This window comes from Mycobacterium sp. Root265 (genome assembly GCF_001428895.1).
In the GTDB taxonomy this organism is placed as follows: Bacteria; Actinomycetota; Actinomycetes; order Mycobacteriales; family Mycobacteriaceae; genus Mycobacterium.
Genome location: NZ_LMJA01000006.1, coordinates 114,899 through 138,164, shown reverse-complemented (window position 1 = coordinate 138,164; position 23,266 = coordinate 114,899). Strand labels below are relative to the sequence as shown.

Sequence of the window (23,266 nt, the reverse complement as noted above, 5' to 3'; positions counted from 1 at the left end):
GTCAGTGTGACAGCACTGGTAGCACCATTAGGGTGAGTTCGTGAGTGACAACCTGCTGCACGGCCCGCTGGAAGATCAACACCGCGCACTGGGCGCCACCTTCGCCGAATTCGGTGGCTGGCTGATGCCGGTGTCGTACGCGGGCACCGTCGCCGAGCACACCGCCACCCGCAACACCGTCGGCCTGTTCGACGTGAGTCACCTGGGTAAGGCCCTGGTGAAGGGCCCGGGTGCGGCCGCCTATGTCAACAGCGCGCTCACCAACGACCTCAACCGCATCGGACCGGGCAAGGCGCAGTACACGTTGTGCTGCAACGAATCCGGTGGGGTGATCGACGACCTGATCGCCTACTACGTGTCCGACGACGAGATCTTCCTGGTGCCCAACGCCGCCAACACGGCCGCCGTCGTCGCCGAATTGCAGCGCCACGCACCCGAAGACCTGACCATCACCGATGAGCACCGCTCCTATGCGGTGCTGGCGGTGCAGGGGCCCAAGGCGGCCGAGATCGTCGCCGGGCTGGGGCTGCCCACCACGATGGACTACATGGGATACGCCGACGGTGAAGTGGCCGGGGTGCCCACCCGGGTGTGCCGCACCGGCTACACCGGTGAACACGGATTCGAGCTGCTGCCGGAATGGGATCGTGCCGGCGCGGTGTTCGACGTCCTGATCGAGGCCGTGCGTGCGGCGGGCGGCGAGCCGGCCGGCCTGGGCGCCCGCGACACCCTGCGCACCGAGATGGGTTACCCCCTGCACGGCCACGAGCTGTCACTGGACATCTCGCCGCTGCAGGCCCGCACCGGTTGGGCGGTGGCCTGGAAGAAGGACGCGTTCTGGGGCCGCGACGCGTTGCTCGCCGAGAAGCAGGCCGGGCCGGTGCGGTTGCTGCGTGGACTGAAGGCGCTGGGCAGGGGAGTGCTGCGGGCCGATCTGACGGTGCTGGCCGGCGACCAACCGATCGGGGTGACCACCTCGGGAACCTTCTCTCCCACACTGAAGGTCGGCATCGCGCTGGCGCTGATCGACACCGCCGCCGGGATCGAGGACGGCGCGACCGTGACCGTCGACGTGCGCGGCCGGGCCCTGGAGTGTGAAGTGGTCAAGACCCCGTTCGTAGCCGCGAAAACTCGGTAGCGCTGCAGCGATACAATCGCGGTATGACCGACGGCCCCCTCGAATTCAAGCTTGCCCGCAACACGTCTCCGGCAAGCGATGAAGTACGAGCCGGCATCCTCGCCGACCCGGGTTTCGGCCGGTTCCACACCGACCACATGGTGTCGCTGAGCTACACCACCGCGAAGGGCTGGCACGACGCCCAGGTGCTGCCGTACGGCCCCATCGAGCTGGATCCGTCCGCGATCGTGCTGCATTACGCGCAGGAGATCTTCGAGGGCCTGAAGGCCTACCGGTGGGCGGACGGTTCCATCGTGTCGTTCCGGCCGGAGGCCAATGCCGCCCGGCTGCAGACCTCGGCGCACCGGCTGGCCATCCCCGAACTTCCCACCGAGTTGTTCCTGGAGTCGCTGCGCCAGCTCATCGCGGTCGACGAGCAGTGGGTGCCGGCCGCGGGCGGCGAGGAGTCGCTGTACCTGCGTCCCTTCGTCATCGCCACCGAGCCCGGTCTGGGCGTGCGGCCCTCCGAGGAGTACCGCTACCTGGTCATCGGTTCGCCCGCCGGGGCGTACTTCAAGGGCGGCATCAAGCCGGTCAGCGTGTGGCTGTCCAACGAGTACGTGCGGGCATCCCCGGGCGGCACCGGCGCGGCGAAGTTCGGTGGCAACTACGCGGCCTCGCTGCTGGCCCAGGCGCAGGCCTCCGAGCAGGGGTGCGATCAGGTGGTGTGGCTGGACGCGATCGAGCGCCGCTATGTCGAAGAGATGGGCGGCATGAACCTGTTCTTCGTCTTCGGCAGCGGGGGGTCGGCGCGCCTGGTCACCCCGGAGCTGTCCGGTTCGCTGCTGCCCGGTATCACCCGGAATTCGTTGCTGCAGTTGGCCACCGATGCCGGTTTCGCCATCGAGGAACGCAAGATCGACGTCGACGAATGGCAGAAGAAGGCGACCGCGGGCGAGATCACCGAGGTGTTCGCGTGCGGGACCGCCGCCGTCATCACCCCGGTGTCACACGTCAAGCACCGCGAGGGCGAGTTCACCATCGCCGACGGTCAGCCCGGCGAGATCACCATGGCCCTGCGCGACACCCTGACCGGGATCCAGCGCGGCACCTTCGCCGACACGCACGGCTGGATGGCCCGGCTGAACTGAGCCTTCAGGTGCCGCAAAAGGTGCGGTAACCGGCGGCGAAGTCCTCCGCTGCGGGCAGGGCGTAGCGCTGCAGGCCGGGGCGCTCGGTGAACGGATCCCCGATCGCGTCCAGCAACTCGTGTGCCGGTCCGACATCACCTGCGGTCGCGGCGGCCAACGCCTCCTCGACCAGATGGTTGCGCGGGATGTAGACCGGGTTCGCCGCATCCATCGACGCGGTATCCGGGGAGTGCGCACGCCAGCGCTTCACCCAGGCCATGAAGCCGAGCGGCATGTCGCCGCGCGCCAACCCGCGGAAGAACGAGGTGTGATCCGTGCGGTGTTCCTCCAGCAGCGCGGGTAGCTCGTCGATCAGAGCGTCATCGGTGAAGCCTTCGGGCAGGCCGAGTTTGGTGCGCATCCCGGCGCGCCACGCCGCCTGGTAGCGCGGGGCGAACTCGCCGAGCGCGGTGGTGGCGAGTTCGATGGCGTTATCGGCGTCGTCGTCGATCAAGGGCAGCAGCGTCTCGGCGAACCGGGCCAGATTCCAGCCGGTGATCGCAGGCTGATTGCCGTAGGCGTAGCGGCCCCAGCTGTCGATCGAGCTGAACACCGTGGCCGGGTCGAAGGTGTCCATGAACGCGCACGGCCCGTAGTCGATGGTCTCACCGGAGATGGTGACGTTGTCGGTGTTCATCACGCCGTGGATGAACCCGACCAGCATCCAGCGGGCCACCAGTTCGGCCTGCACCGAGATCACCGCGTCGAACAACGCCAGGTACGGGTTGGCGGCGTCGGCGCAGCCGGGGTGGTGGCGGGCGATCGCGTGGTCGGCGAGCCGGCGCAACAGGTGCATGTCCCCGGTGCCCGCGGCGTACTGGAAACTGCCGACCCGCAGATGACTGGCGGCCACCCGGGCCAGCACCGCGCCGGGCAGCGGGGTCTCACGGTGCACTGTCGCACCGGTGGCCACCACCGCCAGCGCGCGGGTGGTGGGAATGCCCAGGGCGTGCATCGCCTCGCTGATCAGGTACTCGCGCACCATCGGGCCGATCGCCGCCAGACCGTCACCGCCGCGGGCCAGCGGGGTCCGCCCCGAGCCCTTGAGGTGCAGGTCCCGGCCATCGTCGAACTCGCCGAGCAGCAGCGCCCGGCCGTCACCCAGGCGCGGCTGCAGCCCACCGAACTGATGACCGGCATAGACCTGGGCCACCGGTGTCGCCGACGCGGGCAGCGTGGTGCCGGTGAGCAGACCGATACCGGCCGGGGTGCGCAGCCAGTCCGGGTCCAGCCCCAGCTCGCGGGCCAGGGGTTCGTTGAGCAGCAGCAGAGTGGGCTGCGGCGGATTCTGCGCCTGCCAGCTGATCGCCAGCTCGGGAAGCTCGGTGGCGAAGCGGTTGCCCAGCGAGAGGGTCGAGGTGGTCATCTCTCGACGCTAGTTGATGGCCAGCCCCAGCGCCGTCAGCGTCGTCGTGACCTCGACGGATGCGCCGAGCACATCGCCGGTGATGCCACCGAAACGGCGCACGCAGTGGCCGACCAGCGCCGCACACAGGCCCAGCGTCACCAGCACCACCAGCGGACCCTGCCACGGTCGCTCGGTGGCTAAGGCGGCAGCGGCGGCCAGCAGCACGGTCCAGGCGGCCACCACCCAGACCGGCTGGGAGGCTGCCACCATCGTGCCCAGCGTGCTGCCCGGCGCCGCCGGCACCGAGCGACGACAGGTCAGCACCACCGCGACCCGGCCCGCGACTACCGCCACCACCACCGCGGCGGGCTCCAGCATGCCGAAGGTCAAGCCCTGCACCAGGATTGCGATGACGACGGCGGCGACCCCGAACGGTCCTGCGGTCCCGTCGCGCATCACGGCCAGCGCCCGCTCGGGCGGGCCGTAACAACCCAGCCCGTCCACCGTGTCCGACAGGCCGTCGATGTGCAGGCCGCGGGTGAGCAGCAGCAGCGCCGCAACCGCCAGCACGCCGGCCAGCGCCCCCGGCCCGAACAGCTGCCCGCCCGCCCAGGCCAGCGCGGCGGCCACGGCGCCCAGCACGGCGCCGACCACCGGCAGCGCGGTCAGCGCGCCGCGCCCGAACGGTGTCGACGATCGCACCGGGAGCACCGTGCCGAACGCGAAAGCCGAAGCGAGCGAGCTCCTCATCGTGGTCCGATCACGCCGGGGCGGTGGAGATGCCGGCCTGATCGAAGGTCGCCATGGACGCCAGGGTCGCCACCGCGGCGCGCAGTACCGGCAGCGCCACCGCGGCACCGCTGCCTTCGCCCAGGCGCATCCCCAGATCGAGGATCGGCTCCAGGTCCAGGCGCTGCAGTGCCAGCGTGTGCGCCGGTTCGGTGGACCGGTGCCCGGCCCGCCACCAGGCCCGCGCGCCGGGGGCCAGTTCGTCGGCGACCAGGGCGGCGGCGGTGACGACGACACCGTCGAGCAGCACGGGTGTGCGCCGCACCGCGGCCTGGGCAAGGAAACCCGCCATCGCGGCCAGGTCGGCGCCGCCGCACACCCGCAGCAGACCGAGCGGATCGGCGACCACACTGCGGGCCCGGTACAGCGCATCGCGGATGGCCGAGGTCTTGCGGGCCCAGCCGTCGTCGTCGATGCCGGTACCGCGCCCGACCACCGCCACGGGCTCCGATCCGGTCAGTGCGGCGATCAATGTCGTTGCGGGCGTGGTGTTCCCGATACCCATATCGCCGGCGATCAGCAGATCGGCGCCGCCGTCGACCTCCTCGTCGGCGATGGCGCGGCCGGCCTGCACGGCGGCGAGGACCTCATCGGCGCTCAGGGCGTCCTCGACGGCGATGTTGCCGCTGCTGCGGCGCACCTTGTGCGCGCCGATCACCGCGTTGGCGGGTTCGGCGTCCACCGCGATATCGGCCACCCGCACCCCGGCGCCGGCCAGCTCGGCCAGCACATTGATGGCCGCGCCCCCGGTATCGAAGTTGGCGACCATCTGCGTGGTGACCTCGGACGGGAACGCCGAGACACCCGCGGCGGTGACGCCGTGGTCGCCGGCGAACACCACCACCCGGGCGCGACTGAACTGTTGCGGCGGGCAGACACCCTGACAGGCCGCCACCCAGACCGACAGTTCCTCCAGCCGGCCCAGCGATCCGGGCGGCTTGGTCAGTGTCAGCTGGCGGGACCGGGCGGCGCGCTCGGCTTCGGGGTCCGGCGGGACCACCGCGGGGAACGCATTCACGTGCTCTCCTTCACGGCCAACGGTTGCCCGGCGATGACCAGCACCACCCGGTCACACAGCGCGGCCAGTCGCTGGTTCAACATGCCCAGTTCATCGGCGAACAACCGGCCGGCGGCCGTCGCGGGCACCACCGTCAGCCCGACCTCCGGGCTGACCAGCGCCAGGGGGCCGGTGAACCCCTGCACCGCGCGGCACAGTGCGTCGACGTCGGCCGCGATCGAGCCACCGGTCCACGCAGCACGACGGTCCATGGCCGCGGTCAACCAGCCGCCGATATCGTCGACCAGCGTGGGTGTCTCGGCATCGGCCTGCAATTGCGTTGCGACATCCGGGGTTTCGACGGTCACCCAGTGCGGGGGCCGACGCTTGCGGTGCGCGTCGACACGCGCCGACCAGCTGTCGTCACCTTCGGGGGACGGTCCGGTGGCCAGGTAACGCACGGCGCCGGCCGCGGAGACGATGTTCTCCGCATGGTGCGATTTGCCCGAACGGATACCGCCGAGCACCAGCACGCGCACTCCGGTGCGAGCGGAGCGACGGGTCATGTGCTCAGACAGACTCAGACGTCGTCGCCGCGGTTGACCTGGGGACGGGGAGCGCGCATCCGGCGCAGCTGCGATGCCCGGCTGCCGGCGTAGAAGCCGAGCTTCCAGCCGGTTTCGGTGTTGTCCGGGAACCGCTCGTCGACGCGGCGGTTCACCCGACGACCCAGGATGACGCCGTCGATGGCCATCACGATCAGCAGCACCGGCATCGCGAACGACAGCGGCTGCTGCACCGCGGGGGACGGGACGGACAGGGTGACCAGGATGAGACCCAGTGCGATCGGCATGAAGAGCCCGAGCAGGTTGCGCCGCGAATCGACGAGGTCACGCGCGTACCGGCGGACCGGACCCTTGTCGCGGGGCAGCAGGTAGGCGTCGTCGCCGGCCATCATCCGCTCGCGGCGGTCGGCCATATCGGCGCGCCGGGTCACCTTCTCGGCCTTGCGCTCTTCCTTGGTGAGCTTGCGCCCACCGACCTCTTTGCGACGCTTGCGTGCCTCGGCGGTGGTCATCGGCGCGGGTGCGACCGGGCCGCGCCGGCGCGAGGCCTCGCTGCGCTTGGGGGTCGGCCGGCCCTTCGGAGCGGTCGCTCGGGCGTCACCGGTTTCCACCGATGTGTCGGCGGAATTGTCATCCTCCGGGGGCGGGTTGTCCTTCTTGCGGCCGAGCAGATTCACACCGACCAGATTACTTCCCGGGCGGCGGTCACCCGTCATGCACCTCGGAAAGTGAGGCTCTACGCTGCTGGAATGACGGGCCTCGCAGTGCTGATAGCGCCGGATTGCTACGGAGACAGTCTCACTGCGGTGCAGGCCGCCGGCGCCATCGCCGAGGGCTGGCGGCAGGCGCGCGGCGATGACCGGCTGACCCTGGCCCCGCAATCCGACGGCGGACCCGGATTCGTCGACGTGCTGGCCAGCAGGCTCGGCGGGCTGCAGACCGCCACCGTCAGCGGCCCGCTGGAGGCCAGGGTGACCGCGCAGTGGGTGTTGCACGGCCAGACCGCCTACATCGAGTGCGCGCAGGCGTGCGGGCTCACGCTGCTCGGCGGGCCGCCGACGGTGCACACCGCGGTCGCGGCGCACAGCGGGGGAGTCGGCGAGCTGATCGCCGCCGCGGTGGATGCCGGGGCGCGGCACATCGTGGTCGGGCTGGGCGGCAGTTCCTGTACCGACGGCGGGCGCGGCCTGGTGGACGCCTTGGGCGGACTGGAGGCGGGGCGGGCTCTTCTGTCCGGGATCGAGCTGATCGCCGCCAGTGATGTCGAGCACCCGCTGCTGGGGCCGATGGGCGCGGCCGCGGTCTTCGGGCCGCAGAAGGGGGCCGACCCGGCCACCGTGGACCTGCTCGAAGCCCGGCTGGCCGAATGGGCGGCCGAACTCGGTGACGACATCGCCGACCAGCCCGGCGCCGGTGCCGCCGGTGGGATCGGCGCGGCCCTGCTGGCGCTGGGCGGGCGCCGTGAACCGGGCGCCGCCGTCATCGCCGAGCACACCGATCTGGCCGCCGACGTGGCCGGAGCGGACCTCATCATCACCGGTGAGGGCCGTTTCGATGATCAGTCGTTGCACGGCAAGGTGGTCAGCGCGCTGGCCGGCGGGGCGCGTGGTCGCGGGACCCCGGTGCTGGTGCTGGCCGGGCAGGTCACGCTGGCGCCGACCGCGCTCGGGCCGGCGGGAATCGCCGCGGCCTACTCGATCACCGACTTCGCCGGGTCCGTGCAGCGGGCCATGGATGATGCCGAGGCCCAACTGCGGGGGTTGTCCCGGCGCACCGCCGCCGGTTGGGACATGGGATGACATCCGGGGCGAGCGCAGCGACGGGGAATGACACAGCTCGGGAATAGCGCGCGAACAAGGTACCGTTGAACACAGCGCGAATGCATGCACTGGCTCTTCCAGGTATTTCAGGAGAATGCGATGACTATTCAGGACGACACCACCACCGAGACCCACGGTGCGGTGCTGACCGACGCGGCCGCAAGCAAGGCCAAGGCACTCCTCGACCAGGAGGGTCGCGATGACCTGGCGCTGCGTATCGCCGTGCAGCCGGGTGGCTGCGCCGGCCTGCGCTACAACCTGTTCTTCGACGACCGCACCCTCGACGGCGACCTGACCTCCGATTTCGGTGGCGTGGCGCTGACCGTCGACCGGATGAGCGCGCCCTACATCCAGGGCGCCACCATCGACTTCGTCGACACCATCGAGAAGCAGGGCTTCACGATCGACAACCCGAACGCCACCGGCTCCTGCGCCTGCGGCGATTCGTTCAACTGACCTACCCTGCTCAGCTGCTGCGCTGCACGTAGGAGCAGACGAGGATCTCGTCGTCTGACTGCAGCAGCTGGGCCACCACCTGTATCTCGCTGCCGGCATCGGCCGATCCGCGGCCGCTTCCCGGCGCCACCACCGTCATGGTGAACAACGCCTGGGCCTGATTCGTCGACCACGGCACCACCTTGTCCACCGAGGTCACCTCGACCTCGGTGAACTGCTTGCGGAACGCATCCGAGCTCAGGTCGGCCAGCGCCAGATCCGAATTGCGGTCGGTGACCGCGTCGTACAGCCCGCACAGGGCGTGCCGGGCGATGGCCTGGTCGTCACCGTCGGTCAGCGCGTCCAGGAAGCCCTGGATGGCCGGCCGCACATTCTCGGTGTTCATCGCCACCGGAGCATCGTCGTCCCCGCCGGAGGACACCAGCACCCCGCCGACGACGGCCGCGACGACCACCACCGCAGCGCCGACAGCCGCGATCGCCTTCCATGGTGCGCGTTTCGGATACTGCACCGGCGGCGGCAGCGTGCCGGGGTACGCGCCGGGAAACGGCGGAAACCCTTGTGGAGGAGTGGATTCGGGATACGGCACGGGACCGGACATCGGTGCTTTCTCAGGTGTGGGGGTGTGCGGCGGACTCGCATGCAGGCTAGCGCACGCCGGTCACGGCCCCCTCGGACCGAAGCACCGGCAGCCGCGCGTCTGTAGTGTTCGCCTAGCTATGTACATGAACTGAAGGGCTGTATTCGTGACCATCGCCGTGACCGGCTCCATTGCGACCGACCATCTGATGAAGTTTCCCGGCAAGTTCTCCGAGCAGCTGCTGCCGGAACACCTGCAGAAGGTGTCGCTGAGCTTCCTGGTCGATGACCTCGTCATCCACCGCGGCGGCGTCGCGGGCAACATGGCCTTCGCCATCGGTGTGCTCGGCGGCGATGCCGCACTCGTCGGCGCGGTCGGCAAGGATTTCGACGACTACCGGGGCTGGTTGACCGATCACGGCGTCAACACCGACAACGTGCTCGTCTCGGAGAGCGCCTACACCGCGCGCTTCGTCTGCACCACCGACGAGGCGATGGCCCAGATCGCGTCGTTCTACCCCGGCGCCATGTCCGAGGCCCGCAACATCGATCTCGCCGAGGTCGTGAAGCGCAGCGGCACACCGGAACTGGTGATCGTCGGCGCCAATGATCCCGACGCGATGTTCCGCCACACCGAGGAATGCCGCGCCCTGGGCCTGGCATTCGCCGCGGACCCGTCCCAGCAGCTGGCCCGGCTCGACGGTGAGCAGATCCGCAGCCTGATCGAGGGCGCGACCTACCTGTTCACCAACGACTACGAATGGGACCTGCTGCTGCAGAAGTCCGGCCTGTCCGAAGCGCAGGTCATGAGCCAGATCACGCTGCGTGTCACCACGCTGGGCGAGAAGGGCGTCGACATCGTCGGCAGCGACGGCACGTTCGTGCACGTCGGCATCGTCCCGGAGACCCATCAGGCGGACCCGACCGGGATCGGCGACGCCTTCCGCGCCGGATTCCTCACCGGCCGCGCCGCCGGCCTCAGCCTGGAGCGGTCCGCCCAGCTGGCGTCGATGGTCGCCACCCTGGTGCTGGAGGCCACCGGCCCGCAGGAATGGAGCTGGGACCGCGATGCCGCCGTCAAGCGGCTGACCGACGCCTACGGCGCGGAGGCCGGCGCGGAAATCGGCGCCGCGATCTAGGCCTAGATCTGCACCGGGTAGGTCGGTTCGCTGATCTGCGGTGTCACGCTGCCCTCGATGAAGATGGCGTGCCACAGCATGAAGATCAGCACCGTCCACAACCGGCGGCTGTGATCGCTCACGCCGTCCCGGTGCTCGTCGAGCATGGTGCGCACCGCGTTCAGGTCGATGAGGTCGCCGGTCGCCGACGCTGCGACCGTCGCGTGGGCCCAGTCGAGCAGCTCGCCGGCCTTGAGCCAGTGCCGGATGGGCACCGGGAAACCGAGCTTGGGCCGGTTGAGCACATGCGCGGGCACGATCGGTTCCAGCGCGCGGCGCAGCGCGTACTTGGTGGTGGTGCGGGTGATCTTCTGGTCATAGGGCAGCCGTGAGGCCACCGCGAACACCTCGGGATCCAGGAACGGCACCCGCAGCTCCAGCGAGTTGGCCATCGTCATCTTGTCGGCCTTGACCAGGATGTCGCCGCGCAGCCAGGTGAACAGGTCCACGTGTTGCATGCGGGCCACCGGATCCCAGCCCTCCGACGTCGCGTACAGCGGCGCGGTGACATCGGTGTGCGTCCAGTCCGGGCGGAACCCGGGCAGTACCGCGCGCAGCTGCGCATCGGAGAAGCTGCGGGCGTTGCCGTAGTAGCGCTCCTGCAGTGTCAGCGATCCGCGATGAAGCAGGCTCTTGCCGCGCATCCCGTCCGGCAGCGGCTGCGACGCCTTGCCCAGCGAACGTCGCACCGGCCTGGGCAGGTAGTCGAACGCCTTCAGCGACAACGGTTCCCGGTAGATGGTGTAGCCGCCGAAGAGTTCGTCGGCGCCCTCCCCGGAGAGCACCACCTTGACGTGCTTGCGGGCCTCGCGGGCGATGAAGAACAGCGGCACCAAGGCGGGGTCGGCGACCGGCTCGTCGAGATACCAGACGATCTCGGGGAGTGCCGCGACGAACTCGGCCTGGCTGACCACCTTGGTGACATGGCGCGCGCCGATCGCCTTCGCCGACTCCACGGCGACGTCGACCTCGGAGAAGCCCTCCCGCTCGAAGCCCGTGGTGAAGGTGATGAGGCGCGGGTTGTGCCGCATTGCCAGCGCGGCGATGGCCGTGGAATCGATACCGCCGGACAGGAACGCGCCCACGGTGACATCAGCGCGCATGTGCTTGGCGACGGAGTCCTCCAACACCGCGGTGATCTCGTCGTAGCGGGCCTGCTCGCCGCCCGCTTTGAAGGGAACAGCGGTGAACTTCGGTTCGAAGTAACGCGTCACCACCGGTGGCTGTCCCGGGCGGATGCGGGCATAACTGCCCGATTCCAGCCGACGGATGCCGCGTTGCAGGGTTTCGGGCTCGGGCACGTACTGCAGCACGGTGTAGTGCTGCACGGCGCGCTCGTCGATGGCCAGGTCGATGCCGGCCGTGGCGGCCAGGTCCAGGATGCACTTCTTCTCGCTGCCGACCACGGTGCCGCCCGGGCCGGTGGCCAGGTAGAGCGGTTTGATGCCGAACGGGTCCCGCGCACACAGCAACTCACCGGTCTGGGTGTCCCACAGCGCGAAGGCGAACATGCCACGCAGCCGGGTCAGGACGTCGGTGCCCCAGTGGTGGAAGCCCGCGACGATCGCCTCGCCGTCCCCGTCGGTGTGGAACAGCACACCGTGCTCGGAACGCAGGGCATCGCGCAGTTCCAGGTAGTTGTAGATCTCCCCGTTGAACACCAGCGCGTAGCGCTCCGGCGCCTCCGGCGGGCCCCAGCGCAGCGGCTGATGGCTATGCGCGATATCGATGATCGACAGCCGGTTGAAACCGAGCACGATATCGCCATCGGACCAGGTCCCAGGCTCGTCAGGGCCTCGATGACGCATCAGATGGGAGGCTCCCGATACCGCTTCGACCAACGCAGGGGAGGTCTCGACGGACGGGTCGGTCAGATACGCCAGCAGTCCGCACACCGGGCCAGTATGCCGAATCGTCCGGTCGCTTCGCTCCACCCGGCGGGCGTGGTCTACGCTGCGTAGTATTCGCCAAGTTTCACCGACCGCCCTGCGGTTCACCGACTTCATTTAGGAGGCGCCAACGTGACCGCTCGCGGGTACCGTTTGGTGGCGTTGTCAGTGGTTCTGGGTGGCGCGGCCATCCTGCTCAGCGGTTGCAGCTACCAGGAGATCTTCGGCCTGGGCTGGCCCGAGGGCATCACTCCGGAAGCCCGTCTGAACCGCGACCTGTGGGTCTGGTCGGTCATCGCGTCGTTCGTCGTCGGTGGCATCGTGTGGGCCCTGATCTTCTGGACCAGCGCCTTCCATCGCAAGAAGGACACCGACACCGAGCTGCCGCGTCAGTTCGGCTACAACATGCCGCTGGAACTGGTGCTCACCGTGGTGCCGTTCCTGATCATCTCGGTGCTGTTCTACTTCACCGTCGTCGTGCAGGAGCGGATGCTGCACAAGGACCCCAACCCCGAGGTCGTCATCGACGTCACCGCCTTCCAGTGGAACTGGAAGTTCGGGTACCAGAAGATCGAGTTCGGTGACGGCACGTTGTCCTACGACGGCGTCGACAACGAGCGCAAAGAGGCCATGGCCTCGGCGCCCGAGGGCGTCGACGAGCACGGTATCGAGCAGGTCGGCCCGATCGCGGGCAAGAACTCCGAGGACCGCACCTACCTGAACTTCGACAAGATCGAGACGATCGGCACCTCCACCGAGATCCCGATCCTGGTGCTGCCCAAGGGCAAGCGCGTCGAGTTCCAGATCGCCTCGGCCGATGTCATCCACGGGTTCTGGGTGCCCGAGTTCCTGTTCAAGCGGGACGTGCTGCCCAACCCCAAGGAGAACAACTCCGACAACATCTTCCAGGTCAGCGAGATCGAACAGACCGGCGCCTTCGTCGGCCGCTGCACGGAGATGTGCGGCACGTACCACTCGATGATGAACTTCGAGGTGCGTGTCGTGGAGCCCAACGATTTCAAGGCCTACCTGGATGCCCGGACCGACGGTCTGACCAACGCCCAGGCGCTGGAGGCCATCAACCAGGCTCCGCTGGCCACCACCACAGCGCCGTTCGACACCCGTCGTGGCGAGCAGGTCGGCGTTCCCCCGCAGGCGAGCAAGTAAGGACGACTCATGCATATTGAAGCCCGGTTGTTCGAGTTCCTGACCGCGTTCTTCCTGCTGTCATCCATCGTGTACGGCGTGCTGACCGCGATGTTCGCCACCGGCGGCATCGAGTGGGCGGGTACCACCGCCCTGGTGCTCACCACGGGTCTGACGCTGATCACCGGTACCTTCTTCCGGTTCGTCGCACGTCGCCTCGACACCCGTCCCGAGGACTACGAAGATGCCGAGATCAGCGACGGCGCCGGCGAGCTGGGCTTCTACAGCCCGCACAGCTGGTGGCCGATCCTCATCGCGCTGTCCTTCTCCACCGCCGCCGTGGGTGCCGCGCTGTGGCTGCCCTGGCTGATCGTCGCCGGCGTGTGCTTCGTGCTGGCCTCGGCCGCAGGCCTGGTGTTCGAGTACTACATCGGCCCCGAGAAGCACTGACGTTCTTCTCCCCAGGTCACAACCGTGCGTCAGTTCGCTGACGTGACGCCGTGGCGTGGTCCCCACTGTCGCCTGGTTGGGTAGGGTTGCCGAGGCAGCAGTCGAGAAGGATAGGCCGAGGTTTAGTTGCAGATGAGCGGGCCGTCAGGACCGGAGTCGCCGGGTGGGAACAAAGATCGGAAATCCCGCGCCGACGAGACCGACATCCAATCCCGGGCGTACTCCGCCCCGGAATCCGAGCAGTTCACCAGCGCTCCGTACGTGCCGCCGGATCCGGCGCTGTACGAATACGACGCCTACGCGGCCGCTGATCCCGACCAGGACGTACCCCCGAAGTGGCCGTGGGTCGTCGGCGTGGTGGCCATCGTCGCCGCCGTCGCCCTGGTCGCCTCCGTCGCCCTGCTGGTGACCCGGACCGACAACACCGGGCTGGCCAACCCGGAGACGTCGACCTCGACGTCGCCGCCCGTGCAGGACGCGATCACCACGACACCGCCCCCGCCGCCCAGCAGTGAGCCACCGCCCCCGCCGCCTCCCACCGAGGAGCCGCCGCCTCCGCCACCGGAGACCGTCACGGTGACGCAGGAGCCGGCACCACCACCACCTCCGCCGCCCAGCGAGGAGGCCCCGCCGCCGCCGGCCACCACGGAGGCGCCGCCGCCCCCGCCGACGACGACGCGGCCGCCGGGACCCCGTCAGGTGACCTACTCGGTCACCGGCACCAAGGCACCCGGCGACATCATCACCGTCACCTATATCGACGCGTCCGGGCGCAGCCGCACCCAGCGCAACGTCTACATCCCGTGGTCGCTCACCGTCACGCCGATCTCGCAGTCCGAGGTCGGTTCGGTACAGGCGTCGAGCTTGTTCTTGGTCAGCCGGCTGAACTGCTCGATCACCACAAGCGATGGCACCGTGCTGTCGTCCAACACCGGCAACGCCGCACAGACAAGTTGCTGATGCTCAAAGACACTGAATTTTCCCGACGTCCCTTATCCGGTCCGGAGAACCTGGAGCGGATCCTGCTGGGCGCCTGCGCGGTCATCTGGCTGGCCGCACTCGGCGCCGCGGTGGCCGCCACCGTGTCCCTGGTGGACATGGCCGGCGGCCGCGGCACCGTCCGCGCCGAACTGTCCGAGGCCTCCGGCTCGGAAACGCCCTGGGTGCTCTACACCGTGATCGGCATCTCGGCCGCCGTGATCGTGGTGGCGATCCCGCTGCTGGTGCGGGCCCGTCAGCAGACCAGCCACCGGCCGATCCGTGACCACACGCCGGCCGGAGGGTCGGTGGCCGAGGACATCGCCGCCGTGCCGCCCCGCGACGCCCGGCGCAGGAGCACCGAACCGGCCCTGGAGACCGGCACCCGTGCCGCCGCCCAGCCCGGTGTCGTCGACGAGGTGTTCGCACGGTTCGGGCTGTCGATGGCATGCGCGATCGGAGTGGGCACGCTGGCGGTCGGCCTGGCGACCTATCTGTCCGCCAATGACGGCGGCAGTGCCGCGGTGGCGTTCTACATCATCGCCGGCATCGTCACGGTGGCCATGCCGGTGCTGCCGTGGTTCTACCTGCGCGAGCTGCGCGGGGTGCTCGGCCTGGACGCACCGGCTGCCGGTTAGGGCCGCCAATCGGGTGGCGGGTCCTCGCCCACGCGCCCGTCGACGGCCTCGCGCAGTAGATCGGCGTGCCCGGTGTGGCGTCCATATTCCTCGACGAGGTCACACACGCTGCGGCGCAGGCTGGCCCGGGATCCATCCGGCCAGGCGATGCCGACCAGTTGATCGAGGCCTCCGTGCGCCAGCGCGGCCGTCAGCGTGGCCCTGGAATGCGCGACGGACCGATCCCAGAACGCATAGAGCTCAGCGGGAGTGTCGTCCGCGGCCGAGGTGAAGTCCCAGTCCGGGTCGGCGTCCCAATCGGCGTCGTCCCACGGCGCACCCATGGGCGAGCCATCGAGGCCGGGGCCGAACCGTTGGGCCTCGGCGCGTGCGAGGTGTTTGAGCAGGCCGCCGAGGGTCAGCGAGGACGCGCCGATTCTGATCGCCAGCGCGGCCGAGTCGAGCCCATCGGCCTTCCAGCGGAACGTCATTCGCAGGCGCTCCAGCGCGGCGACGAGGTGCTGCTCCTCCGTCCCGGCCAGTGGTGGTTCCCAGGGCGGATCATCGACCATGCGGGTCAGCGTACTGTTCGGCGCCGGCCGGGGTAGGGGAGTGGCGGACGAAAAAGGCCCGCGCAGCGTGCTGCGCGGGCCTTCCTCGTCGTGAACTGCTAGTGGTGCCCGTTGGATCCGTTCCGGGAACCGTTGGAACCGTGACCGTTCGAACCGTTGGTGCCCTGGCTCTCGCTGAGCACCGCGAGCGCCCGATGCTCGGCGGCATGGGCCGCCTCGGCGAGCGCATCGTGCTCTTCGACCGGATCGGCGAACAGGAAGCTGCCGCTGCCGGGTGCGCCGCCGGATCCGAGCTTGTTCATCCGCTTGGGCAGTGCCGCGCCCTGGTACTCCAGCGGAATCGGGTGCCCGTGATCATCGACCGGGCCGAGCGGCTGGTGCAGTTCGATGTAGGCACCGTGCGGAAGCCGCGTGATGATGCCCGTCTCGATACCGTGCTCCAGCACCGCGCGGTCGCTGCGCTGCAGGCTGATCGCCCACCGGTAGGTGATGTAGTAGACGATCATCGGCAGCACCACCATGCCGATGCGGCCGATCCACGTGGTCGCGTTCAGCGAGATGTGGAACTTCAGCGCGATGATGTCGTTCATGCACATGAACGTCAGCAGGATGTAGAACGAGATCGCCGCGGCGCCCACAGCGGTACGTGTCGGGGCGTCACGCGGACGCTGCAACAGGTTGTGGTGGGCGGTGTCGCCGGTGAGCTTGCGCTCCAGGAACGGGTAAACCGACAGCAGCACGAACACCAGGCCCATGCCCATGGCCACCCACACCGACTGCGGGATGGTGTGGTTGCCGATGTAGAACTCCCAGGCCGGCCATACACGGGCCAAGCCGTCGGTCCACATCATGTAGAAGTCGGGCTGGCTGCCGGCCGAGATCTGTGAGGGCTTGTACGGGCCGAGCACCCAGATCGGGTTGATCTGCAGCAGACCGCCCATGATGCCGAGCAGGCCGGTGATCATGGCGAAGAACGCACCCGACTTCACCGCGAAGACCGGCATGACGCGCACGCCGACGACGTTCTTCTCGGTCCGGCCGGGGCCGGGGAACTGGGTGTGCTTCTGGAACCACACCAGCGCCATGTGCGCGCCGATGAGTGCCAGCATGATCCCGGGGATCAGCAGGATGTGCAGGGCGTACAACCGCGGAATGATGATCTCGCCGGGGAAGTCGCCGCCGAACAGCGCCCAATGCAGCCAGGTTCCGATGACCGGCATGCCCAGGGTGATCGAGGAGAACGCGGCGCGCAGGCCGGTGCCCGAGAGCAGGTCGTCGGGCAGCGAGTAGCCGAAGTAACCCTCGAACATCGCCAGGATCAGCAGCAGCGAGCCGATGACCCAGTTGGCTTCGCGGGGACGCCGGAACGCGCCCGTGAAGAAGATGCGGGCCAGGTGCACCATGATCGACGCCGCGAAGAGCAGCGCTGCCCAGTGGTGGATCTGGCGGACGAACAGACCGCCACGCACTTCGAAGCTGATCTCCAGGGCCGATTCATAGGCCCGCGACATCTGCACACCGCGCAGCGGCTGGTACACGCCCTCGTAGGTCACGTGCGCCATCGACGGGTCGAAGAACAGCGTCAGCCACACACCCGTGATCAACAGGATGATGAAGCTGTACAGCGCGATCTCACCCAGCAGGAACGACCAGTGCGTGGGGAAGACCTTGTTCAGGATTCCGCGACGTACCGCCTCCGAGGGGTGGTACCGGGAATCGATCGCATCGCCTTGAGCGGCCGCGATATCTCCGAGCTTGGGACTCATGATTTGCGCTCCCAGAATGCCGGTCCGACGGGTTCGATGAAGTCGCCGTTCGCGACCAGATAGCCGTCCTTGTCGATGGTAATGGGCAACTGCGCCAGCGCACGTGCGGCCGGACCGAAAATCGGCCGGGCGAAGTGCAGCGCGTCGAACTGCGACTGATGGCACGGGCACAGAATGCGGTAGGTCTGCTGCTCGTACAGCGAGGACGGGCAGCCCAGGTGCGAGCAGACCTTCGTGTAGGCGAACAGTTCGCCGAAGTTGAAGCTCTCCTGGCCCTGCCGCTTGACGACCCTCTTCATGTCCTGGGTCTTGATGCGGATCAGCATGACCGGGTTACGGACACCCATCGCGACCTCGAACAGGTGGTGGCTGGATTCCACCGTGACACCGTCACCGTCGGACTCGCGCCAGGGGAACACCGTCTCCATACCGCCGGCGTCGATGTCCTCGGGACGCATCTTCACGAACGGCGATTCGCCGGGGATGCCGGTGGCGCGGGCCAGGTAGATGGTCTCGCCCTGGAAACGCGGGGTCCATCCCGAGGTCCACAGCACCGCCTTCTTGCCCTCGGCGGTCTGCACCACGGGCTTCCACGGGTTCTTGATCAACCCGCCCGCGAAGGCCACCAGGGTGCCCAGGCCGAACGCGCCGAGGCCGATGCCCATCGACAGCCCGATCAGCTTGCGCCGCTTGATGGTCGAACCCTCAAGGGCGTCGCTCAGGTTCGCGACGATGGTCTTGCGGTGGATCTCCGCCGACGAGCCGTCATGGCGATCCTGGATGGTGATCTCTTCGGGGATGAACTTCTTCTGGAAGAGCACCGCGCCGACACCGATCGCCAGGATCGACAGGCCGAACGTCAGGCCGTACAACGGGGTGGCCAGCGTGTACATCCGCTCGCCCTCGGCGCCGTAGGGGACGTACTCCCAGGGCCAGAAAAGGAAGACCAGCAGCAGCGCCAGTCCGGAGAACCCGCCGAGGAGCAGCCAGTAGGACACGGTGCGCGACGCGCGCTTCTCGGCCTTGGTGCCCTCGACCGGCCACCGCGGTTCCTTGAAGACGACCTCGACACCGTCGAGCTTGCCGCCGAGCGCGAGCAGTTCCTCGCGCGACATCTCCGCCAGTTCGGCGTCGGTCGGCTGACCCGGGACCGGACGGCCCGAGGTGTCACCGCCCTGGATATCCCCGCTCATGCGCGAGCTCCGATCCACAAGGTCATGCCGACGGCAGCCACGATCCCGATGATCCAGATGGCCATACCTTCGGTGGTGGGGCCGAATCCGCCGAGGCCGTAGCCGCCGGGATCCGGAGTGTTCGCCGCCTGCCGCACGTAGGAGACGATGTCGGCCTTCTCCTCGGGGGAGAGCTGGCGATCAGAGAACTTCGGCATGTTCTGCGGGCCGGTGAGCATGGCGGTGTAGACCTGCGCGGGCACCTTGGAGGCCTCGCCGAGGTCCGGCGCGTACTTGCCGGAGGACAGGGCTCCGCCCTTGCCGGTGAAGTTGTGGCAGGAGGCGCAGTTCAGCCGGAACAGGTCGCCACCGCGGGCGACGTCACCGGACAGCAGGGACTCATCGGCGATGTGGCCGTTGGCTTCCCGGGGCACGACGGGGCCGCCGCCGTTGGCCTGGACGAAGGCGCCGAGCGCGTCGATCTGGTGCTCGTCGAAGACCGGTTCCTTGCGCGGGGCCTGGGCCTCACCGCGCATCGCGGGCATCCGGCCGGTGGAGACCTGGAAGTACACGGCGGCCTCGCCGGTGCCGATCAGGCTGGGACCACGGTCCGCGACACCCTGCAGGTTCGCGCCGTGGCAGCTGATGCACGAGGTGTCGAACAGCTGCTTGCCGGTGCGCAGCAGCGCCGACTGGGACTCGTCGGCGACCGCGACCTGAGGCGTCGGGGTCAAGGTGGCGGCGGTGACGCCGGCGACCGACAGCCCGAGCAGCAGCAGGACGGCTGCGGACACGCGCCGACGCAAGCGACGTTGCTTGATCGTCTTCCCGGCTGCGCCGGACTTGCTGGTCATCGAACCCCTTCTCGTCGTCAACGGACCCATCGGCTTGCCGATCATCGGACGAAGTAGATGACGGCGAACAGGGCAATCCACACGATGTCGACGAAGTGCCAGTAATAGGACACGACGATCGCCGCGGTCGCCTGCGCAGGCGTGAACTTCGACAGCCTGGTGCGGATCAGCAAGAAGATGAAGGCGACCAGACCGCCGATGACGTGCAGGCCGTGGAAGCCGGTGGCCAGATAGAACACCGACCCGTAGGCACTGCCCGGGATGGTGGTGCCGTGGTCGACGAGGTGGATGTATTCGTAGCCCTGGCCGAGCACGAAGAACAGTCCCATGAAGAACGTCAGCACGTACCACCGGCGCAGCCCGAACACGTCGCCGCGCTCGGCGGCGAACACGCCCATCTGGCAGGTGAAGGAGGAGGCGATCAGCACCGCGGTCACCGGCACGGCGAGCCACAAGTTCAGCTCGGTCGGCTCGGGCGGCCAGGCGCCCTGCGCCTGCGCACGCGCGGTGAAGTACATCGCGAACAGTCCAGCAAAGAACATCAGTTCACTGGAAAGCCACACAATGGTGCCGACACTGACCATATTCGGTCTGTTCAGCGAATGTACGCGGGAGGTAATCGCGGTCCCCGAGGTCCCAACAGCGCTCGTCACAGAAGCAAGTATGACGCTTTGTAGTTGATTAACTCCACCCGGGTTCGTAATTGAGTTGAAACGTGTCCCGGTAGGCAGTCGTGACAGGCTCCGGACGAGTCCTGCACGGGCGATAGCATCACGGCGTGTCATCCGCTCAGAGCGCATCCGAGAGTTCGTTCACCTGGCCGCAGATCCTCGGCCTGCTGACCACCCACCAGGATCTCAAGCGTGGTCAGTCGGCGTGGGCCATGGACCAGATCATGACCGGGGCGGCGACGCCGGCGCAGATCTCCGGGTTCGCGGTCTCGATGCGGATGAAACGTCCGACGTCGGCGGAGGTCACCGAACTCGCCGACACGATGCTCAAGCATGCCCGCCGGATCCCCGACAGCGCGATCGGCACCGACGCCGTCGACATCGTGGGCACCGGGGGCGACGGGTCCAACACGGTGAACCTGTCGACGATGGCCTCGATCGTCACCGCCGCGGCCGGCGTACCGGTGATCAAGCACGGCAACCGGGCGGCCTCCTCGCTGTCGGGTGGAGCGGACACCCTGGAGGCGCTCGGGGTGCGCATCGATCTGGGTCCCGACGAGGTCGCGCGCAGTGTCGCCGAGGTCGGTATCGCCTTCGCGTTCGCGCCGCAGTTCCATCCCTCCTACCGGCACGCCTCGGTTGTCCGCCGCGAGATCGGTGTGCCGACCGTCTTCAATCTGCTCGGCCCGCTGACCAATCCGGCCGCACCGCGGGCCGGCCTGTTCGGCTGCGCCTGGGGTGATCTGGCCGAGGTGATGGCCGGGGTGTTCGCCGCCCGCGGGGCCAGCGCGCTGGTGGTGCACGGCGACGACGGTCTGGACGAACTCACCACCACGACCACCAGCACCATCTGGCGGGTGCAGGCCGGCACGGTCGAACGCCTGACCCTCGACCCCGCGGCCTTCGGGTTCCGCCGGGCCGATCTGAGCGAACTCGTCGGCGGCGATGCCGAGGCCAACGCCGCGTCGGTGCGCGCCGTGCTCAGCGGCGCCAAGGGGCCGGTGCGCGATGCGGTGGTGCTCAATGCCGCAGGCGCGATGGTCGCCCATGCCGGTCTCTCCGGTGACGCCCAGTGGGTGCCCGCCTGGCAGTCCGGCCTGGCCCGCGCCGTCGAAGCCATCGATTCCGGTGCCGCAGAACGACTTCTGGCGAACTGGGTGCGGTTCACCCAGAAGGCCGCCGGCTGACTCAGCCCGCCTGCGCGCGGGCCCGGCGCGGCCGGTGCACGCCGTACCGGTCGTCGAGTTCTCCGGCGCTGTCATCGTCGGTGTGGGCCCAGTCATGCCGTTCGGCCGCGAGTCGCGCCGACCGTGCGGTGGCGGCCCAGTCGGCCCACCGGGCCGCGGACCCGATCGGGCTGGCATAGCCCGTTTCGGCCCTGACGATGCGCACGCCCGGCCCCGACAGCCACCGGGTGATCAACGCCGTCTCCTCCACCAGTGCGCCGCCCAGCGGGGCCTGTTGGGGCAGGATCGCCTGTGCGGCAACAGTTATGGCGTCGACGACGGGCATCGGCGGCACGCCGCGGCGGGCGCACCCGGCCGAGGCCAGCTGCCCGTGCCGGATCACGGCCAATTCCCAGCCGCCGCGCCCGTCGGGCCGGGCCGCGGTCAGTTCGTCGACCGCGGCCAGCGCCTGCAGCCGCTGGCCCCGCCAGGTGACCTCCACGGCGGCCGCGGTGTGATCGCGCAGCCGGGCCGCGGTCTCGTAGCGGTGCAGGCTCGCCAGCGCCTCGATCTGGCTCAGCACGGTGCCGAATGGGGAACTGTCGACACCGTCGAGCAGATCGGCGGCCCGCTGCGGTGCGCCGGCGTACTGCGCCATGTCGGCGTCACGAGCGGCCGGGCAGGGGGAGAGCTCGCGTTCCTCGCAGGCGTGGCGCGCACTGCGGGCCAGCCGGGCGGTGCAGGTCCGTACACCGGTGCCGCGGGCCAGCACGTCGACGGCGGTGACGGCGTCCGCGCGTGAGGTGAACGGCCCGATGGCGCGGGGACTGCGTGGTGCGCGCACCACCGAGAAGCGCGGGAAGGCCTCATCGGTGAGGGTGATCCACCACCACCGGCGCGGGAACTTCGACCGGCGGTTGTACGGCGGGGCGTGCGCGGCCAGCAGCCGCAACTCGCGTACCCCTGCCTCCAGTTCGTGCGCGCACTCCACGTGGTCGACGCGGGTGGCCAGCGCCACCATCTCCTTCATCCGGGTGCGCGGGTCCGCCCCGGTGAAGTACTGGCCCACCCGGCGGCGCAGGTCCACCGCGGTGCCGATGTAGAGCACCTCGTCGGCCGGGCCGCGGAACAGGTACACGCCGGGCCGCGACGGGACGCCCTGGGCCAGGTGACGCTTGCGACGCTGCGGGGCGGTGGCGTCGGGCAGATAGGCGCGCAACTCGGGATAGGTGCGCACGCCCTGGTTCCCGACGCGCTCGATGAGTCCGTGCAGCACGTCGACGGTCGCGCGGGCGTCGTCGAGGGCCCGGTGGTTCGGGGTGGTGGTGGCGGAGAACAACCGGGCGAGTGCCGAGAGCTTCACGCTGGGCGCCTCGTCGCGGGTCAGGACCCGACGCGCCAGCCGCACCGTGCACAGCACCGGCGGACGCGGCCAGTTGATGCCCAGCCGCGTCGCCGCGGCGCGCAAGAACCCGATGTCGAATCCCGCATTGTGGGCAACCAGCACCGCGCCCCTGGAGAACTCCAGGAATGCCGGCAGCACGGCGTCGATCCGCGGTGCGTCGTGAACCATCGCCGACGTGATGCCGGTCAGCTGGACGATCTGCGGCGGGATGCTGCGGCCCGGATCGACCAGGGTGGCGAGTTCGCCGAGGACGACACCGCCGCGGATCTTGACCGCGCCGATCTCGGTGATCGCGTCATGGTCATCGCCGCCGGGGGTGCTCGCGGTGGCGCGGCCTCCGGTGGTCTCCAGGTCCACCACCACGAAGGTGGTGTCGGCCAGCAGCAGATCGGCGACCGGATCGATATCGGCGAAGCTCAGCTGCTGCACACCGGTGACGGTAGGCCCCGCCTCCGACAAGTCGGGCCAGCGTGTCGTTCGTCGGCGGGCGTGTCGGTACCCGTCGTTACGGTGCGGAGGAACTGACCAGGAACGAAAGGT

At 69.0% G+C, this 23,266-nt stretch carries 22 protein-coding genes and 1 pseudogene; 10 read left to right on the top strand and 13 right to left on the bottom strand.

The window, feature by feature from the left end:
* The first annotated feature begins 40 nt into the window (after positions 1-40).
* Entirely contained in the window at positions 41-1,138 is a 1,098-nt protein-coding gene (gene gcvT / locus ASE48_RS08790) for a glycine cleavage system aminomethyltransferase GcvT (protein WP_057166679.1), read from the top strand.
* 23 nt (positions 1,139-1,161) lie between these two features.
* Positions 1,162-2,268, top strand: coding sequence for a branched-chain amino acid aminotransferase (locus ASE48_RS08785; RefSeq protein ID WP_057166678.1), 1,107 nt, complete (start codon positions 1,162-1,164; stop codon positions 2,266-2,268).
* A 4-nt stretch (positions 2,269-2,272) separates the two neighbouring features.
* Here ASE48_RS08785 and ASE48_RS08780 read toward each other — a convergent pair whose 3' ends face one another.
* Genes ASE48_RS08780 through ASE48_RS08760 form a run of 5 tightly spaced genes read right to left on the bottom strand, consistent with a single transcriptional unit; the run spans position 2,273 to position 6,684 of the window.
* Positions 2,273-3,673, bottom strand: coding sequence for a protein adenylyltransferase SelO (locus ASE48_RS08780; RefSeq protein ID WP_057166677.1), 1,401 nt, complete (start codon positions 3,671-3,673; stop codon positions 2,273-2,275).
* Between the two features lie 9 nt (positions 3,674-3,682).
* A complete protein-coding gene (locus tag ASE48_RS08775) occupies positions 3,683-4,405 on the bottom strand; it encodes an adenosylcobinamide-GDP ribazoletransferase (protein ID WP_057166676.1) in 723 nt (240 codons plus the stop codon).
* 10 nt (positions 4,406-4,415) lie between these two features.
* Positions 4,416-5,462, bottom strand: coding sequence for a nicotinate-nucleotide--dimethylbenzimidazole phosphoribosyltransferase (gene cobT, locus ASE48_RS08770; protein ID WP_057166675.1), 1,047 nt, complete (start codon positions 5,460-5,462; stop codon positions 4,416-4,418).
* On the bottom strand, positions 5,459-5,980 hold the full coding sequence (locus tag ASE48_RS08765) for a bifunctional adenosylcobinamide kinase/adenosylcobinamide-phosphate guanylyltransferase (protein WP_057166674.1): 522 nt from the start codon (positions 5,978-5,980) through the stop codon (positions 5,459-5,461). Before ASE48_RS08765 ends, cobT begins: the two co-directional genes overlap by 4 nt.
* 41 nt (positions 5,981-6,021) lie before the next feature.
* Positions 6,022-6,684: a DUF3043 domain-containing protein gene (locus tag ASE48_RS08760; RefSeq protein WP_057166703.1), complete on the bottom strand. Its 663-nt coding sequence runs from the start codon at positions 6,682-6,684 to the stop codon at positions 6,022-6,024.
* Positions 6,685-6,756: 72 nt separating this feature from the next.
* On the opposite strand from ASE48_RS08760, the gene ASE48_RS08755 reads away from it, so the two are divergent.
* Together ASE48_RS08755 and ASE48_RS08750 are read left to right on the top strand one after the other, a co-directional pair.
* Positions 6,757-7,806 (top strand): glycerate kinase family protein, encoded by a 1,050-nt coding sequence (locus ASE48_RS08755; protein ID WP_057166673.1) that lies wholly within the window; start codon positions 6,757-6,759, stop codon positions 7,804-7,806.
* 120 nt (positions 7,807-7,926) lie between these two features.
* Positions 7,927-8,283, top strand: a complete 357-nt coding sequence (locus ASE48_RS08750) for a HesB/IscA family protein (protein WP_057166702.1) — start codon at positions 7,927-7,929, stop codon at positions 8,281-8,283.
* Between the two features lie 10 nt (positions 8,284-8,293).
* On the opposite strand, the gene ASE48_RS08745 is transcribed toward ASE48_RS08750, so the two are convergent.
* Positions 8,294-8,884, bottom strand: coding sequence for an Rv0361 family membrane protein (locus ASE48_RS08745; RefSeq protein WP_057166672.1), 591 nt, complete (start codon positions 8,882-8,884; stop codon positions 8,294-8,296).
* Between the two features lie 145 nt (positions 8,885-9,029).
* On the opposite strand from ASE48_RS08745, the gene ASE48_RS08740 reads away from it, so the two are divergent.
* Positions 9,030-10,001: a carbohydrate kinase family protein gene (locus ASE48_RS08740; RefSeq protein ID WP_057166671.1), complete on the top strand. Its 972-nt coding sequence runs from the start codon at positions 9,030-9,032 to the stop codon at positions 9,999-10,001.
* A gap of 2 nt (positions 10,002-10,003) precedes the next feature.
* On the opposite strand, the gene asnB is transcribed toward ASE48_RS08740, so the two are convergent.
* Entirely contained in the window at positions 10,004-11,935 is a 1,932-nt protein-coding gene (gene asnB / locus ASE48_RS08735) for an asparagine synthase (glutamine-hydrolyzing) (protein ID WP_057166670.1), read from the bottom strand.
* Between the two features lie 126 nt (positions 11,936-12,061).
* On the opposite strand from asnB, the gene ctaC reads away from it, so the two are divergent.
* The 4 genes from ctaC (at position 12,062) to ASE48_RS08715 (ending at position 15,141) form a co-directional block, all read left to right on the top strand.
* Positions 12,062-13,096 carry an aa3-type cytochrome oxidase subunit II gene (ctaC, locus tag ASE48_RS08730; RefSeq protein ID WP_057166669.1) on the top strand — a complete coding sequence of 345 codons (1,035 nt, stop codon included), beginning with the start codon at positions 12,062-12,064 and terminating at the stop codon, positions 13,094-13,096.
* 9 nt (positions 13,097-13,105) lie between these two features.
* Positions 13,106-13,525, top strand: coding sequence for a cytochrome c oxidase subunit 4 (locus tag ASE48_RS08725; protein WP_057166668.1), 420 nt, complete (start codon positions 13,106-13,108; stop codon positions 13,523-13,525).
* Positions 13,526-13,657: 132 nt separating this feature from the next.
* Complete coding sequence (locus tag ASE48_RS08720) at positions 13,658-14,485, top strand: MmpS family transport accessory protein (RefSeq protein ID WP_057166667.1); 828 nt, start codon at positions 13,658-13,660, stop codon at positions 14,483-14,485.
* Complete coding sequence (locus ASE48_RS08715; protein ID WP_057166666.1) at positions 14,485-15,141, top strand: DUF2561 family protein; 657 nt, start codon at positions 14,485-14,487, stop codon at positions 15,139-15,141. Before ASE48_RS08720 ends, ASE48_RS08715 begins: the two co-directional genes overlap by 1 nt.
* Here ASE48_RS08715 and ASE48_RS08710 read toward each other — a convergent pair.
* The 5 genes from ASE48_RS08710 to ctaE form a co-directional block, all read right to left on the bottom strand.
* Positions 15,138-15,692 carry a mycothiol transferase gene (locus ASE48_RS08710; protein WP_057166665.1) on the bottom strand — a complete coding sequence of 185 codons (555 nt, stop codon included), beginning with the start codon at positions 15,690-15,692 and terminating at the stop codon, positions 15,138-15,140. The two genes, ASE48_RS08715 and ASE48_RS08710, sit on opposite strands and share 4 nt — an antisense overlap.
* Before the next feature lie 98 nt (positions 15,693-15,790).
* Positions 15,791-17,458 (bottom strand): cytochrome bc1 complex cytochrome b subunit, encoded by a 1,668-nt coding sequence (gene qcrB / locus ASE48_RS08705; protein ID WP_057166664.1) that lies wholly within the window; start codon positions 17,456-17,458, stop codon positions 15,791-15,793.
* The gene (gene qcrA / locus ASE48_RS08700) at positions 17,455-18,651 is read right to left on the bottom strand and encodes a cytochrome bc1 complex Rieske iron-sulfur subunit (RefSeq protein ID WP_057166663.1); all 1,197 of its coding nucleotides are present in this window, start codon (positions 18,649-18,651) and stop codon (positions 17,455-17,457) included. The genes qcrB and qcrA overlap by 4 nt, the downstream gene beginning before the upstream one ends.
* Entirely contained in the window at positions 18,648-19,484 is an 837-nt protein-coding gene (gene qcrC, locus ASE48_RS08695; protein WP_057166662.1) for a cytochrome bc1 complex diheme cytochrome c subunit, read from the bottom strand. Before qcrC ends, qcrA begins: the two co-directional genes overlap by 4 nt.
* Positions 19,485-19,525: 41 nt before the next feature.
* The gene (gene ctaE / locus ASE48_RS08690; protein ID WP_057166661.1) at positions 19,526-20,137 is read right to left on the bottom strand and encodes an aa3-type cytochrome oxidase subunit III; all 612 of its coding nucleotides are present in this window, start codon (positions 20,135-20,137) and stop codon (positions 19,526-19,528) included.
* 125 nt (positions 20,138-20,262) lie between these two features.
* Between ctaE and trpD the strand changes: the two genes are divergently transcribed.
* Positions 20,263-21,342, top strand: a complete 1,080-nt coding sequence (gene trpD, locus ASE48_RS08685) for an anthranilate phosphoribosyltransferase (protein WP_057166660.1) — start codon at positions 20,263-20,265, stop codon at positions 21,340-21,342.
* Between the two features lie 25 nt (positions 21,343-21,367).
* On the opposite strand, the pseudogene ASE48_RS08680 reads toward trpD, so the two are convergent.
* A pseudogene (locus ASE48_RS08680) lies at positions 21,368-23,185 on the bottom strand (DEDD exonuclease domain-containing protein); the annotation flags it as partial.
* Positions 23,186-23,266: the final 81 nt, after the last annotated feature.